Genomic DNA, 15,056 nt, shown 5'->3' with positions numbered 1-15,056 from the left:
TGCGACTATGACCGCCGTCGTGGCGTGATGCTCCCGCCGTGCGGTGGCGCGAACAATACCTGACCACCAGGGTCTGATATGCACCCGGGTGGATGCCGGCCTTTCCAGAATCCAGGACGTCTCATGGACCATTTGCTCCCCGTTCAGCTTGTCGAATTGCAGAGCATCGCCACCGATCTGGCCGAGAATCGCATCGCCCCGCTGGCGGCCGAGATCGATGCCGAATGCCGCTGGCCCGCCGACTCCATGCAGGCGCTCGCCGAAGCCGGCCTGCTCGGCCTGCAGGTGCCGGTCGAGCTGGGCGGCCGCGGGCAGGGGCTGCTGGGGCTTTGCGTGCTCACCGAAAGCATCGCGCGGGCCTGCCCATCGTCGGCGCTGTGCTACGGCATGCATTGCGTGGCCACTGCAGTGATCGCCGCCAAGGCCACCGAGCATCAGCGCGAGCACTATCTGCGGGAGATCGCTGCGGGGCGGCACATCACCACCCTGGCACTGTCCGAGCAGGGCACCGGCGCGCATTTCTACCTGCCGGAAACCCGTCTGGATGCCGACGGCGACGAGTTCGTCATCGACGGCACCAAGCAGTTCGTCACCAACGGCGGGCATGCCGATTCCTACGTGGTTTCCACCGTGGCGGCGGACGCCGAAGCCGGCGATTTCAGCTGCCTGATCGTCGACAAGGACGGCGCCGGCATGCACTGGCTCGACGCCTGGAACGGATTCGGCATGCGCGGCAACTCGTCCCGGCCGCTGCGCCTGGAACAGGTGCGGGTGCCGGCACGCAACCTGCTCGGCGAGCCGGGCGATCAGGTCTGGTACGTGTTCGAAGTGGTGGCGCCGTTCTTCCTCATGGCCATGGCCGGCACCTACCTGGGCATCGCCCAGGCTGCGCTGGACGAGGCGGGCCTGCACCTGCACTCGCGTCGCTACAGTCATTCCGGCGAGTCCCTGCGCGACGTGGAGACGCTGCAGGTGCGCTATGGCGAACTCTGGACCGATCTGGTGAAAACCCGCGCGCTGGTGCGTGAGGCCGCACGCCGTGGCGATGCCGCGCACCCCGAGGCGCTGCCGTACATTCTGGCGTGCAAGGCCGAAGCGGCAGAGACGGCGGTACGCCTGGCGAATGAGGCGATGACCATTTGCGGCGGGGCGGCCTACCGTGACAACAGCCGCGTCTCCCGATTGCTGCGCGACGCCCGCGCCGGCCACGTGATGACGCCTACCACCGGTCTGCTGAAGCTGTGGACCGGGCGCAGCCTGCTCGGGCTGCCATTGCTATGAGCGAGCTGCTGCTCGACCAGGTCATGCTGCTCGACGCCGGCGACGGTCGTTTGCGCGAGCGGATCGGCAACTGGGCAGCGAAGCAGGATCTGCAGCTGCACTGTCTCGACGGCAGCGCCCCACCGCTCGGGGAGGATCAGCCGGCGCTGGTGCTGCTGGCGCCCGGCTTGCCCCGCGTGATCGCCCTGGCCCGGCAGCTGCGCAGCCGCTGGCGGGCCGCGCAGCTGCTGTTTCTCAGCGAGGACGCACACGTCGAGCGGCTGCACCGCGAACTCGGTCCGGCGCCTCTGCTGGGGCCGTATTGGTCGATCGTCACCCTCGACAGTGACACGTTGTACCAGCGGCTCGATCAGGCGCTGGCGAGCGTGCGTCGTCGGGCGCGCCTGCGTACCACCCTGGCGCGGGCCAATGCCACGGTCAGCAGCAGCCAGTCGAGCAGGCGTCCGCAGCCGACGGCAGAACTCTATCTGCATCACTTCATCGATGCGGCGCGCGATGCCATCGTCGGGCTCGACCGGGCTGGCGCGGTGCTCTACTGGAGCGCCGGCGCGGCCGAGCTGTTCGACCTGAAGCAGACCGAGGTGCTCGGACAGGCGGTGAGCGGGCTGCCGTTCTGGAACGCCGACCTGGCGCAGGCACTGGCGCAGGCGCTGGATTGCGACTCGACCCAGACCTTGCAGTTCGAGGAATCGACCCAGGGGCGCGTGCTGGAGGTCGTCGTGGCCGCGGTCTGTGCGACCGATGGCGCGGTGGTGGGGGCGGCCCTGACGTTGCGTGACGTCTCGGCGCTGGTCGCCGAGCGGCGCGCCAGCGAGCTGTACGGGCGCCGACTCGTCGAGGAGCGCGCGCACCTGCAGCGGCTGTTCGACCAGGCGCCGGGCTTCATTGCCATCACTGAAGGGCCGCAGCACGAACTGAAGATCGCCAATCGCGCCTTCCATGAGCTGGTCGGCGCCCGTGAGCTGCTCGGCCTGCCTGCCTACAAGGCCTTTCCGCAGCTGGAGAGCCGTGCGCTGTCCGACCTGCTGCAGCAGGTCTATGTCACCGGGCGCCCCTACCTCGGCCGCCACCTCGCCGTGCGCGTGCGTCCGCAGCCCGGCGGCAAGGCCGAGCGGCGCTACGTGAATTTCATCTTCCAGCCAGTATTCAGCGAGGACGAGCAGATCAGCGGCATCTTCTGCCAGGGCCATGACGTCACCGCCCAGGTGCTGGCGCAGCAGGAGCTGCAGCGCACCAGCGAGCGCCTGCAGGAGCTGGTCGAGGAACGCACCCGCGAGCTGGAGCTGAGCCGGCAGGCGCTGTACCAGTCGCAGAAGCTCGAGGCCATCGGCAAGCTCACCGGCGGCGTGGCCCACGATTTCAACAATGTGCTGCAGGTCATCGCCGGCAATCTGCAGTTGCTGCAACCGCTGGCCGAGGACAACCGTGCCGCGGCCAAGCGCGTCGATGCCGCCAGTTCGGCCGTCGAGCGCGGCGCCAAGCTGGCCCGGCAGCTGCTGGCCTTCGCCCGCCGCCAGCCGTTGCGACCGCAGCCGACCAATCTTGGCCGGCTGCTGCGCGACCTCGACGAATTGCTGCGCCAGGCCATCGGCGAACACATCGAGATCGAAACCGTGGTCGCTGGCGGCCTGTGGACCACCATGGTCGATCCGCACCAGCTCGAGCAGGTGGTGCTCAACCTCGCGATCAACGCCCGCGACGCCATGCCCGAGGGCGGCAGGCTGACCCTGGAGCTGGGCAACGCCATGCTCGACGAGCATTACGCCGCAACCCAGGCCGACGTGGCACCGGGTCAGTACGTGCTGCTGGCGGTGTCCGACACCGGTGTCGGCATGCCGGCAGAGATCATCGAGCAGGCCTTCGAGCCCTTCTTCACCACCAAGCCCGAAGGCCACGGCACCGGCCTGGGGCTGAGCATGGCCTACGGCTTCGCCAAGCAGAGCAGCGGGCATATCCGCCTCTACAGCGAGCAGGGTAGCGGCACCACGGTCAAGCTCTACCTGCCGCGCACCGAGCAGCCCGAGGTGCAGGCGTTGCCGGACATCGTCGGCCCGGTGGTGGGCGGCAGCGAAACCATCCTGGTGGTGGAGGACGACCTGCCGGTGCAGGCCACCGTGATCGAGCTGCTCAGCGGGCTCGGCTATTCGGTGCTGCGCGCCAATGATGCGCAGAGCGCGCTGAGCATCCTGCAGAGCGGCATCGGCATCGATCTGCTGTTCACCGACGTGGTCATGCCCGGCCCGCTGCGCAGCACCGAGCTGGCGCGGCAGGCGCGCGTCCTGCAGCCGGACATCGCGGTGCTGTTCACCTCAGGCTACACGCGCAATGCCATCGTGCATGGCGGGCGCCTGGACCCCGGCGTGGAGCTGCTGAGCAAGCCGTATCGGCAGGAAGACCTGGCGCGCAAGGTGCGTCAGCTGCTGGGGGCGCAGCGCGGCGACGGCCTGGCCCCCGCGCAACGCTGGGTGATGGTGGTCGAGGACCAGCCACAGCTGCTGGCGCTGGCCTGCGAGATGGTCGAGGAGCTGGGTTACCGCGCGCGGGGTTACCCAAATGCCGAGCAGGCGGCGCAGGCATTGCACGAGCAGCGCTTCGACCAGCTGTTGCTGGACGTCAACCTGCCCGGGCGCTCAGGCCCCGACTTCGCGGCCGAGGCCCTGGAAATCCAGCCGTGGCTGAAGCTGGTGTTCGTCTCCGGCGAGGGCCGCATCGACAGCGCCTTGCCGTCCCGCTCTTTGCCCAAACCGTTCAGCTTCGACCAGCTTGCCGAGGTTCTGCAGATGTGAGCGGCCGCGACCGGGATCGGCCACGGTAGCGACACAGACCGTGCACGCCGATCACCACCGGTGCGGTGAGGGCCAGCCAGCTCAGCCAGTCGCCAGCGCCTTCGGAGACCAGGCCGGCGACCAGTCCGATGATGGACGCCACGGCGACTACCAGCGGCCAAAGCCAGATGCGCATCATGCCCGCACCTCCGCCGTCGCACCGCGCTTGAGCCACAGGTACAGCCCGCTGCCTAGTACGACGATGGTGAGGATATCCAGCAGCGCCCAGAGCACCTTCAGCGGCAGACCGCCGTAATCACCGAAATGCAGCGGTTCGGACAGTTGCAGCGCGGTGACGTACCAGGGCCGCGCACCGGCTTCCAGTACCTCGCCATTGGCCGGATCGACCAGCAGCGCCTGGGTCAGGCGCGAGGTCAGTGGCGTGTCGCCGCGCAGGATCACCGCGACATGCTCCGGCGTGGCGCGCAGCGTGCCGGGGTAGGCAATCATCGACACCGCCATGCCGGGTGCCGCGGCCAGCACGCGGTCGACGGCGGTCTGCAGTGAGCCGTCGGCAGCGGGCGCCTCGCTGGCGTCGGCCGCGAGCAGCACACGGGTCTCACCGGCTTGCAGTGCGGCGACCTGTTCGGCCTGCCAGGCCTGGAAGATCAGGTCTGCCCAGGTATTGATCACCCCGGTGAAGCCCACCGCGAGGGCCCACACCAGGGTGACGATGCCCAGCAGGTTGTGCAGGTCCAGCCAGCGGGTGCGCGCGGTGCGCTCCTGGCGCACCTCGCCGAAGCGCAGCTTGCGCATGAAGGGCGCGTAGAGCACCACCCCGGAGACGATCGCCACCATCAGCAGCAGGCCCATGAAACCGAGAAACAGCTTGCCGGCGAGCCCTGCGTAAAGGTCGACGTGCAGGCGGTACATGACGCTCATGAAGCCTTCGTCGAAGTTCGGCGCGCCGAGCACCTCGGCCGTGCGGGCGTCGGAAAGGATCAGGGTCGACTCGCTCTCGTCGGTGTCGACGCGGGTATCGAGCTTGACGTACCAGACGTCCGGCGCGTCTTCCTCGGCGAAGAAGTACAGCGGTACCAAACCGGGGTAGGCCTTCACCGCTTCGTCGGCGACACGATCGACCGCAGCACGCGGCGAGCCCTCGGGCATTGCCGGCGCCTCGATCTCGTTGCCGGTGAGGTGATCGATCTCGTGGGAGAAGATCAGCGGCAAGCCGGTCAGGCACAGCAACAGGATGAACAGCGTAGAGACGAGGCTGGACCACTTGTGGACCCAGCCCCACCGCCGCAGGGTGACTGCCTGCATCAGAAGTCGACCGTAGCGCTGACCGAAAGCGTGCGCGGGGCGCCGAGGACGAGGTAGCCCCGATCGGTGTAGCCACCGGCTGAAGCCCAGTAGTCGCGGCCGGTGACGTTATCCAGTCGCGCGCGCAGGGTCACGTCGCGATCTTCGATGACCATGCGATAGCGGGCGCCAAGATCGAAGCGAGTCCAGGACGGGACTTCCAGGTCGTTAGCCGCATCGGCGTACTGGCGACCGGTATAGATCACCCGGCTGGTCAGGGTCAGCCCGTCGAGGCCCGGTACATCCCATTCGCCGCCCACGTTGGCTTGGGTGCGTGGAACACCGATCGCACGATTACCTTCGTTGACGCCATCCTGGGTGCTGGTCAGCTCGGCATCGAGCAGCGTCAGACCGCCAAGCAACCGCACGCCGTAGGTCGGCTCGCCGAACACCGACAGCTCGATGCCGCGGTTGCGCTGTTCGCCGCCGTCGGTAAACACCGAGTTCTCGACGGTACTGAATGGCCGCTCGGTGCTGAACAACGCCAGGCTGCCGCCGAGGTTGCCACCGTCGTACTTGATGCCGACCTCTGTCTGTTCCGATACGTACGGTTCCAGAGCGTCGCCAGGATTGCTGATCGCCACGCCGCCGCTGATAGCCGGTGCAATATCGCCCTTGACCAGCCCTTCGATGTAGTTGGCGTATACAGACACCTCATCGGTCAGCTGATACACCACGCCCGCGACCGGGCTGTTCTTGTAACGGTTGTAAGAAGACAGGCGATTGCCGCTGTTGTAGTCGTAGGTTTTGGCTTCGATGCCCTGGCGGCGCGCGCCGAGGGTGACCCGCAGGCGGTCATCCATGAAGCCCAGCGTGTCGGCGAACGCGAGGCTCTGCGTATGGGTGCGCTCGGTCACATGAGGATCGGACATCGAGCCACCGACGAAGAAATCGGCCGCGGGCATGGCTGTATCGTAGGGATTGTGAAGATCGCCTGCGAAACCTGAGAAGCTGGAAAATGCATAGGCATTGCGGGCCTCGATATCGAACATTGCCGCCGACATCACCAGTTCATGCGAAACCGGGCCGGTAAAGGTGCGCGCCCGAACACCCACTTCGCTGGTGAATACCTCTTCTTCGCGGATGTTGTCGAAGCGATAGGCAGAGGTCGCGCCCGACGCATCAGCGGTCGGATTAGCCAACCGGTTCTGCTCCTCGCCTTCACGCACGCCGGCCGCCAGCCAGCCGGTCACGGCGTCCGAGAAGTCGTATTCGGCACGGAAGGTGCCGAAGGTCTGTTTTTCCTTCGAGTAGGTCCAGGATTGGGCGAAATTGTCATCGGCATCCGGTGCACTGGGCACTCCGCCGCTGGGGGTAACGTTCGGCCGTGGCTGGTCGATAAAGTGGTACTGGTGACCGATGTCCCCGGACAGGCGGAAGTTGTCGCCCTGGTAATCGAGGCCAAGGGCGAACATGTCGAGGGTGCGATCCTCGTCTTCGACGGTAGTCTCGCCGGCACGCTTGGCCGCGTTCAGGCGCACACCAAAGCGCTCCTCTTCGCCGAAGCGACGGGCGATATCGGCGTGGGTCATGGCATGGCCACCGTTTTCGGCACCGACGGTCAGGCGCGTCAGCGGCTCGTTCGGGGCGCGCTTGGGCAGGATGTTGATCGCGCCGCCAATGCCGCTGCCACCTGGAGCTGCGCCGTTGAGGAAGGTATTGGCGCCGCGGAACACTTCCACGCGCTCGATGAACTCGGCGGCCACGTACTGGCGCGGCAGCAGGCCATAGAGGCCGTTGTAGGAGATATCGTCGGAGTACACCGGGAAGCCGCGTACCACATACACCTCTTGGAAGTTGCCGAAGCCGCGGGCGACGCGCACCGAGGGATCGTTCTGCAGCACGTCGGACACGCTGCGCGCCTGCTGATCCTGGATCAGCTGCGAGGTGTAGGACGTCGAGGTGAACGGCGTTTCCATGTAGTCGCGGTTGCCGAGAATACCCACGCGCCCGCCTCGGGCGACCTGTTCGCCAGCGTAGGGTTGGGTCAGACCGTCGGCCGAGGCGTCGGCGCTGGCGGTGATCTCCACCGATTGCAGTTCGACCGGCTCGGTGGCAGTGCCCTGAGCCTGCTCTTCGAGTGGTTCCTGGGCCATGAGCGGTGAGCCAGCGAAGCTGGCGGCAAGGCAAACGGGCAGCAGTGCTGTTTTACGCGGGAAGCGAAGCGTGGGCATGGCGGACCTGACCGGACATTGAACTGTGAGAGGGGTGAAGGGGCCGGCTCGGCGGACAATGAGAGCCTGTGCCATCTGAGAGCCACTATCGTAAATAAAATATAACAATTCGCAACTGTATTCCGCTTAGCGGTGTCGCGACGGGGTGGCGTGTTGGCGGTACCAAGCGCTCTGGCCCGAGGCCTGTCGCGTTCCGCGCTTCTGCAAAAAAAGTTTCGCCCTGCCTGTCGATTCATGAACACGCCGGACGACTACTGGCTGAACCCCCGTTCAACCAGAAAACAGGAGACGGACATGAACGACACAACCCGCCAGGACGAAACCGCCATTCGCCAGCTGCATGACGCCTTCGAGCAGGCCATCGGGGCCAAGGATCTCGACCGGATCATGGCGCAGTACGCGCCGGACGTGGTCGCCTTCGATGCAGTGGGCGCGCTGCAGTTCAAGGGCGTGGCCGAGTACCGCGCGCACTGGCAGCGCTGCTTCGAGTTCTGCCAGGGCGAAGGCTTCTTCGAGACTCACGAGCTGCACGTGGACGTCGGCGGCGAGCTGGCCTGTAGCCGCATGCTCACCCATTGCGGCGGGCCGAACGCCGAAGGCGAGATGCAGACGGCGTGGATGCGCGGCACGCGGGTCTGGGCGCGGCGCGACGGCGAGTGGAAAGTGATTCACGAGCACTTCTCGATGCCCTTCGACATGGAAACCGGCCAGGTGTGCATGTCGTCGACACCTTCGGCGACGCAGCAGGTCGGTTGAGCGCCACGGAGCTTCGTCGTTCGTTCAGGCAGGCTTCGCTCCCGGCTGCTAGCTTTTCTGCGTCCCTGGCAGCCGGAGCTTGTGCATGAAATACCTGTGCCTGATCTATTACGACGAGCAGCGTGTGGATGCGCTGACCGATGAACAGTGGCAGGCGCTGGTCGCGCGCTGCCTGAGCTGCGGCGAGGAGCTGCGCGCCAGCGGCCATATGCTCGCCGGCGAACCGCTGCAGTCGGTGCGTACCGCGCGCACGGTGCGCGTGCGTGATGGCATCACCTCGGTGGTCGATGGCCCCTTCGCCGAAACCCGCGAGCAGCTCGCCGGCTTCTACCTGATCGAGGCGGCGGACCAGCAGAAGGCCGAGGCCATCGCGGCGAAGATTCCGCCGGCCAGCCTCGGTTGTGTCGAGGTTCGGCCCTTGCGCCAGCTGCCGCAGCGCTGAGCATGCCGCTCACCGGAGCCTTCGCGGCGGCGCAGGTCGAGGCGGTCTATCGCCGCGAATCGCGTCGGGTCCTGGCCACGTTGATTCGTCTGCTGGGCGATTTCGATCGTGCCGAGGAAGCCCTGCAAGACGCCTTCGCCGCCGCCCTGCAGCAGTGGCCGCACGACGGCGTTCCGGATAACCCGCGCGCCTGGCTGGTATCCACCGGTCGTTTCAAGGCCATCGATGCCCTGCGCCGGCGGGCGCGCTTCGATGCCTCGCTGCGGCTGCTGGCCGAGCAGCTGGAAGATGCAACCGAGGCAGCGGAGGTGGACGAAATGGAAGACGATCGTCTGCGGCTGATCTTCACCTGCTGCCACCCGGCCCTGCCGGCCGATGGTCGCGTGGCGCTGACCCTGCGCGAGGTCTGTGATCTGACCACCGAGGAAATCGCTCGGGCCTTTCTGGCGCCGCCGGCCACCATCGCCCAGCGCATCGTGCGGGCCAAGGCGAAGATCCGCGATGCCCAGCTGCCCTATCGGGTGCCCGAGCGCGCCGAACTGCCGATGCGCCTGGAGAGTGTGCTGCGGGTGATCTACCTGGTGTTCAACGAAGGGTATTCGGCATCTGCCGGGGTGGCGCTGACCCGCGCCGATCTTTGTGTCGAGGCCATTCGCCTGGGCCGCCTGCTCTACGAGCTGCTGCCCGATGTGGAGGTCGCCGGGCTGCTGGCGCTGATGCTGCTGCATGATGCCCGGCGCGCCGCACGCACCGATGCCTCCGGCGAGCTGGTGCGGCTGGATGAGCAGGATCGCAGCTTGTGGGATCGGCAGCAGATCGCCGAAGGTGCGCTGCTGGTGCAGCGTGCCCTGAGCACGCGCGCCTTTGGCCCCTACGCATTGCAGGCGGCCATCGTTGCCGTGCATGCCGAGGCGCCGAGTGCCGCGCAGACCGACTGGGCGCAGATCGTGCGGCTCTATGACGTGTTGCTGCAGCTCAGCCCGTCACCTGTAGTGAGGCTGAACCGCGCGGTGGCTGTGGCCATGCGCGACGGTGCCGAGGCGGGCTTATTGCTGGTGGACGAGCTGCTGGCGCAGGGGGAACTGCAGGACTATCACCTCAGCCATGCCGCCCGCGCCGATCTGCTGCGCCAGCTGGCGCGCCCCGACGAGGCCCGCGAAGCGTACCGCAGCGCCTTGCGACTGGTGCAGCTGGAGCCGGAGCGACGTTTTCTGCAGAGGCAGCTGGATGGGCTGGACAGCTGACTCGACGGGTTCGACGCTTGCGGATGCAAGCGTTCAACGCCCAGCGAGGCTGCCATCCGCAGCTGACATTCTGGCGTAGGGTGGGCTTCAGCCCACCGCTTGCGCCAGCGCGATGCTTACCGTGTCGCGCCATGCTACGTCGTAGCGCGATGGTGGGCTAAAGCCCACCCTACGGAGCGGCGTCGCGCTGCGGCGGTTTGCGGTGAGGCGACGAGAGCGGCGCCATGATCAGTTGTCGCAACTACCAGCCGGCAAATAGTCGCTGCGGCTCAGCCCGTGGCGCTGCATCTTCTCGTTGAGGGTGCGTCTTGGCAGCTGCAGCTGGGTCATGACCTCGGCGATGTTGCCTTTGCACTGCTGCAGGGCGTTGTGCAGGCACTGCGCCTCGAAGGCTTCCATCTGTTCGGCCAGTGACTGCCCGCCACTGCTCGCCGGGGCCGGTGCGCTGAGGCCGAGGGCGTGGCGTTCGGCGGCGTTGATCAGTTCGCGCACGTTGCCTGGCCAGTCGTGGGCGAGCAGCTGCGTCAGCTCGCCGGGCGTCATCGGCGGGGCGGCGCGACCGTGGCGCTGGGCGGCCTGGCTGGCGAAGTGTTCGAACAGCAGCGGAATGTCCTCACGGCGCTCGCGCAGTGGCGGGATGTGCAGCTCGGCGACGTTCAGCCGGTACAGCAGGTCCTCGCGGAAGCGTCCGCCGCGCACCTCTTCCAGCAGGTCCGGCTTGGCCGCGCTGATCACCCGCAGGTCGACCTCGATGCTGCGGTTCGAGCCGAGCCGTTCCAGGGTCTTTTCCTGCAGCACGCGCAGCAGCTTGACCTGCTGCGCCAGCGGCATGCTTTCAATCTCGTCGAGGAACAGCGTGCCGCCGGCGGCATGCTCGATGCGGCCGATGCGCTTGCCCTGGGCACCGGTGAAGGCGCCGCTCTCGTGGCCGAACAGCTCGCTTTCGAAGATGGTTTCCGGGATCGCCGCGCAGTTCAGCGCCACGAACGGCCCGCCGGCGCGCGGGCTGAAGTCATGCAGGCAGCGGGCGACCTGTTCCTTGCCGCTGCCGGTCTCGCCACGGATCAGCACGTTGACGTCGGTACCGGCCAGCTCCAGCACCTGCCGGCGCAGATTGACCATCGCCCGTGATACGCCAAGCAGCTGCGATTCGATACGTCCCTTGCGGGCGAACTGCTCGCGCAGCTGGCGGTTCTCGCAGACCAGCCGGCGCTTGTCCATGGCGCGGCGTACGCTGTCGAGCAGGCGTTCCGGGGTGAAGGGTTTTTCGATGAAGTCGTAGGCGCCCTGGCGCAGCGCCTGCACGGCCATGGGCACATCGCCGTGGCCGGTCACCATGATCACTGGCAGGTCGGCGTCCAGCGCGACCAGCTGGTCGAGCAGGCCGAGGCCGTCGAGATCGGGCATGCGCACGTCGCTGATCAGCACGCCGGGAAAGTCGCGATCCAGCGCCGTCAGCGCCTCGCGGGCGCGGGAGAAGGTACGTACCTGAAAGCCGGACAGCTCCAGCCACTGCTGCACGGCCTGACGGATCGCCGCCTCGTCGTCGATGAAGATTACCTGCCCGCTCATTGCCTGCTCCTCGCGGTCGCGTCGCGGCAGTTTACTCGGCGGCGTGCGCTTCGGCAGCCGGCAGCGTCAGAGTGAACACCGCGCCGTGCTCGTCGTTGCTGACTTCCAGCGTGCCTCCCATCTCACGGACGATGCCGTAGGACACCGCCAGCCCGAGGCCGAGGCCCTGGCCGACCGGTTTGGTGGTGAAGAAGGGCTCGAACACCTGATCCAGATGTTCGCTGGCAATACCGCCGCCGTTGTCGCCTACGCTGAGCTGCCAGCGGTCACCGTTGAGCTGACAGAGGATGCGCAGGCGTCGCTGCGGGCGCTCGGCCATGGCATCCAGTGCGTTGTGCAGCAGGTTGATCAGCACTTGCTCGAGGCGGATCGCATCGCCATTCACCCTGGCCTCGGCCGGCACCTGGCGGAACACCTCGACCTGCTCGCTGCGGATGCGCGGCGAGAGCAGTTGCAGCGCCTGCTCCAGCACATCCGCCAGCGCCAGGTGCTGCTGCAACCCGGCCGGGCTTTTGCGGGCGAAGGTCTTCAGGTGGCTGGTCAGCGCGGCCATGCGCTCCAGCAGGCCTTCGACATGCCCGAGCCCCTCGCGCACCTCTCCCTCGCGGCCACTGTCGAGCAGCAGGCGCAGGCTAGCCAGCTGCATGCGCAGCGCGGTCAGCGGCTGGTTGATCTCGTGGGCCAGCGCTGCGGACATCTGCCCCAACGCGGCCATGCGCGCGGCATGCACCAGCTCGTCCTGGGCAGTGTGCAGCTCGCGGGTGCGCTCCTGTACCAGGCGCTCCAGTTCGCTGCGGCTGCGCAGCTCGACACGATGGGTCTTGCGCCGCTGTGCCAGGTAGAGCAGCAGGAACGCCAGGGTCATCCACACGCCGGCCGCAGCCAGGCGGTAGCTGCGCACGCTGGCGCTGACCGACTGCGGGTCATGCAGCAGGTGCAGGGTCCAGTCTTCCTCGGGCAATGCCAGACGCTGCCAGAGGTACTCGCGGCGGCCATCCGGGCCGTCCACCAGGCGTCGCTCGCTGCCTTCGCCGAGCTGCTGCACCTGGCTGCTCGGCAAGGGTTGCAGGGTCTGCTCGGCATAGCGGCGGACATCTACCAGCCGGCTGCGCACCTCGTCGCTCAATGGGCTCAGGTAGCGAAAGCGCCAGGCCGGGCGGTTGGTGAGGATGACGATGTCCAGCGAGTCGGCGATCAATAGAATGCCCGGCTGGCCGACCCAGTCGCGCTGCATATCCTCCAGTTCGAGCTTGACCACTAGCACACCGAGCAACTCGCCGGCGGCGTTCTTCACCGAACTGGAGAGGAAGTAGCCGGGAATGCCGGTGGTGACGCCGACCGCGAAGTAGCGCCCGCTGCCATTGGCCACGGCATCGCGGAAGTAAGGGCGAAAGGCATAGTTGTTGCCAACGAAGCTGCTCCAGTCGCGCCAATTGCTGGCGGCGATGGTCTCGCCGTTGCGGTCCAGCAGGTAGAGCACCGAAGAGCCGGCGGCATGGTTCTGCTGCTCCAGGCGCTGGTTGAGCTGCCTGCGCAACTGGCGATTGCCCGGGTCGGCGAGCAGCGCCTGGATGTCGCTGTCCAGCGCCAGCAGCGCGGGCACTGAGCGGAAGCGCTCGACCTGGGTATGGATCGCCTGGGCATACAGTTCCAGCTGCCCCTGCGATTCCTGTCCGCGCTCGGCCCAGGCGCGCTGCTCGGCCAACCGCCCGGCCCAATACATGCTGAGCAGCAGGCCGACGAGGATCAGCGCCACGATCAGGCTGACACGGAAGCGGTTGGCAAGGGCAGGCATGGCTTGGCTCGCGAAGGGACGCGTCGATGGTAAGCGAAAGCCGTGGTCGGTGTAGATCCGACCGGCGAGGCAATCGCCACCAAAGTCTTGACCCAAACCGGTAGAGGCAAAGTGCCATCATTCATATACTTGGCGAGTCCGCTGGGTCGCGAGCGGGGGACGATTGCGCGGCCATCAGCGTCGCTCAATCGGTCGAGGTCGCCTTGCTCAGGAAAATTCTTGTCAGCCAGCTGCGTTGCGGAATGTACGTGCATGCGCTGGAAGGCAGCTGGTTCGATCACCCGTTCTGGCGCAGCAAATTCCTGCTGAGCGACCCGGCCGATCTGCAAGCGTTGCGTAGCAGCGGCATCCAGGCGGTGTGGATCGACCTGGACAAGGGCGTCGATGTCGAAGCGGCGACGCCACCTGCCGCCGAGGCGCAACCTCTGGCGGCACCGCCGGATCCAGCCCTGCCGCAGCCGGACGTGGAAAGCGTCGCGCCGACACAACCCTGCAGCGTGCAGGACGAACTGCAGCGGGCGAGTCGACTGCTCAAGCGCTCCAAGGAACAGGTGACCTCGCTGTTCACCGAGGCGCGACTGGGTAAGGCCGTCGACCCGCAGCAGTGCCTACCGCTGGTGGAGCAGATATCCGCATCGCTGGCGCGCAACGGCTCGGCGTTGCTCGGCCTGGCGCGGCTGAAGACCAAGGACGAATACACCTACATGCACTCGGTGGCGGTGTGCGCACTGATGGTCGCGCTCGCCCGCCAGCTCGGCCTGCCCGAGGACCAGGTGCAGGAAGCCGGCATGGCCGGGCTGCTGCACGACATCGGCAAGATGGCCATGCCGCTGGATGTGCTCAACAAGCCGGGCAAGCTGAGCGAAGACGAGTACGCCATCATGCGCAGCCACCCCGAGCGCGGCCACGCCATGCTGCTCGCCGCGCTGACCTCGGTATCCGATGCGGTGCTGGACGTCTGCCTGCATCACCATGAAAAGGTCGACGGCACCGGCTACCCGCACCGGCTGGCGGGCGAAAAGATCAGCCTGTTGGCGCGCATGGGCGCGATCTGCGACGTGTACGACGCAATCACCTCGAATCGCCCGTACAAAGCGGCCTGGGACGCCTCGGGTTCGTTGGCGCGCATGGCCCAGTGGCAGGGACATTTCGATACGCGCCTGCTGCATGCCTTCGTACGTGCCGTAGGCATCTACCCGCTGGGCTCGCTGGTACGGTTGCAGTCGGGGCGGCTCGGCGTGGTCATCGAACACAACGCACAGCAGCTGACGGCGCCGCGCCTGAAACTGTTCTATTCCACCCGCGCCCGCGCGGCGATCGTGCCGGTAGAACTGGACCTCTCCAGCCCGCAATGCAGCGACCGCATCGTCGGTCGGGAAGACCCTGCCGACTGGGGCTTCAGCGACCTGGACGAGCTCTGGCGCTAGATTGGCGGTCGTCAAGGCGGGCGCTTGTCGCTAGACTAGCGCCCCCGAACGCGACTCGCCCGGCGAATCGCTCAGCAACAGAGCCCGTATTGCCCATGACCTGGCTGCCTGGTCCGCCATAGCGCTTTGCCCCCCTCGCGTCATCCTGCGACTGCCTGTCATGGGGTAGTCGTACGCTGCTGTCCGCGCGTATTGCCCAGCGACAGCTGAACCATTCAAACCAAAAAATCTCGCC

General features: G+C 66.9%; 11 protein-coding genes. 6 read left to right on the top strand and 5 right to left on the bottom strand.

Annotated elements, in window-relative coordinates:
• Positions 1-123: 123 nt before the first annotated feature.
• Both HZR81_RS08940 and HZR81_RS08935 read left to right on the top strand, forming a co-directional pair.
• Positions 124-1,281, top strand: coding sequence for an acyl-CoA dehydrogenase family protein (locus HZR81_RS08940; protein ID WP_500127882.1), 1,158 nt, complete (start codon positions 124-126; stop codon positions 1,279-1,281).
• Positions 1,278-4,067, top strand: a complete 2,790-nt coding sequence (locus tag HZR81_RS08935; RefSeq protein ID WP_500127881.1) for a response regulator — start codon at positions 1,278-1,280, stop codon at positions 4,065-4,067. Before HZR81_RS08940 ends, HZR81_RS08935 begins: the two co-directional genes overlap by 4 nt.
• Here HZR81_RS08935 and HZR81_RS08930 read toward each other — a convergent pair.
• From HZR81_RS08930 to HZR81_RS08920, 3 genes are read right to left on the bottom strand one after another with little or no spacing between them, the layout of a single operon-like run.
• Positions 4,030-4,245, bottom strand: coding sequence for a hypothetical protein (locus tag HZR81_RS08930; RefSeq protein ID WP_073865917.1), 216 nt, complete (start codon positions 4,243-4,245; stop codon positions 4,030-4,032). The genes HZR81_RS08935 and HZR81_RS08930 overlap by 38 nt on opposite strands.
• Entirely contained in the window at positions 4,242-5,372 is a 1,131-nt protein-coding gene (locus HZR81_RS08925; RefSeq protein ID WP_500127880.1) for a PepSY-associated TM helix domain-containing protein, read from the bottom strand. The genes HZR81_RS08930 and HZR81_RS08925 overlap by 4 nt, the downstream gene beginning before the upstream one ends.
• Positions 5,372-7,585, bottom strand: a complete 2,214-nt coding sequence (locus tag HZR81_RS08920) for a TonB-dependent receptor (RefSeq protein ID WP_500127879.1) — start codon at positions 7,583-7,585, stop codon at positions 5,372-5,374. The genes HZR81_RS08925 and HZR81_RS08920 overlap by 1 nt, the downstream gene beginning before the upstream one ends.
• A gap of 294 nt (positions 7,586-7,879) precedes the next feature.
• On the opposite strand from HZR81_RS08920, the gene HZR81_RS08915 reads away from it, so the two are divergent.
• The 3 genes from HZR81_RS08915 to HZR81_RS08905 all read left to right on the top strand — a co-directional run bounded on the left by HZR81_RS08915 (position 7,880) and on the right by HZR81_RS08905 (position 10,027).
• A complete protein-coding gene (locus tag HZR81_RS08915) occupies positions 7,880-8,341 on the top strand; it encodes a YybH family protein (RefSeq protein ID WP_161612109.1) in 462 nt (153 codons plus the stop codon).
• 85 nt (positions 8,342-8,426) lie between these two features.
• On the top strand, positions 8,427-8,783 hold the full coding sequence (locus tag HZR81_RS08910; protein ID WP_474769207.1) for a YciI family protein: 357 nt from the start codon (positions 8,427-8,429) through the stop codon (positions 8,781-8,783).
• Between the two features lie 2 nt (positions 8,784-8,785).
• Positions 8,786-10,027: an RNA polymerase sigma factor gene (locus HZR81_RS08905; protein WP_500127878.1), complete on the top strand. Its 1,242-nt coding sequence runs from the start codon at positions 8,786-8,788 to the stop codon at positions 10,025-10,027.
• Positions 10,028-10,255: 228 nt separating this feature from the next.
• On the opposite strand, the gene HZR81_RS08900 is transcribed toward HZR81_RS08905, so the two are convergent.
• Both HZR81_RS08900 and HZR81_RS08895 read right to left on the bottom strand, forming a co-directional pair.
• A complete protein-coding gene (locus HZR81_RS08900) occupies positions 10,256-11,599 on the bottom strand; it encodes a sigma-54-dependent transcriptional regulator (protein ID WP_161612111.1) in 1,344 nt (447 codons plus the stop codon).
• Positions 11,600-11,630: 31 nt separating this feature from the next.
• A complete protein-coding gene (locus HZR81_RS08895) occupies positions 11,631-13,394 on the bottom strand; it encodes a sensor histidine kinase (RefSeq protein ID WP_500127877.1) in 1,764 nt (587 codons plus the stop codon).
• A 203-nt stretch (positions 13,395-13,597) separates the two neighbouring features.
• On the opposite strand from HZR81_RS08895, the gene HZR81_RS08890 reads away from it, so the two are divergent.
• A complete protein-coding gene (locus tag HZR81_RS08890) occupies positions 13,598-14,821 on the top strand; it encodes a cyclic di-GMP phosphodiesterase (RefSeq protein ID WP_500127876.1) in 1,224 nt (407 codons plus the stop codon).
• Positions 14,822-15,056: the final 235 nt, after the last annotated feature.

Source organism: Pseudomonas sp. LM13, assembly GCF_041381355.1.
Lineage (GTDB): Bacteria > Pseudomonadota > Gammaproteobacteria > Pseudomonadales > Pseudomonadaceae > Stutzerimonas > Stutzerimonas frequens.
This window is presented reverse-complemented; position numbering and strand designations above follow the sequence as displayed.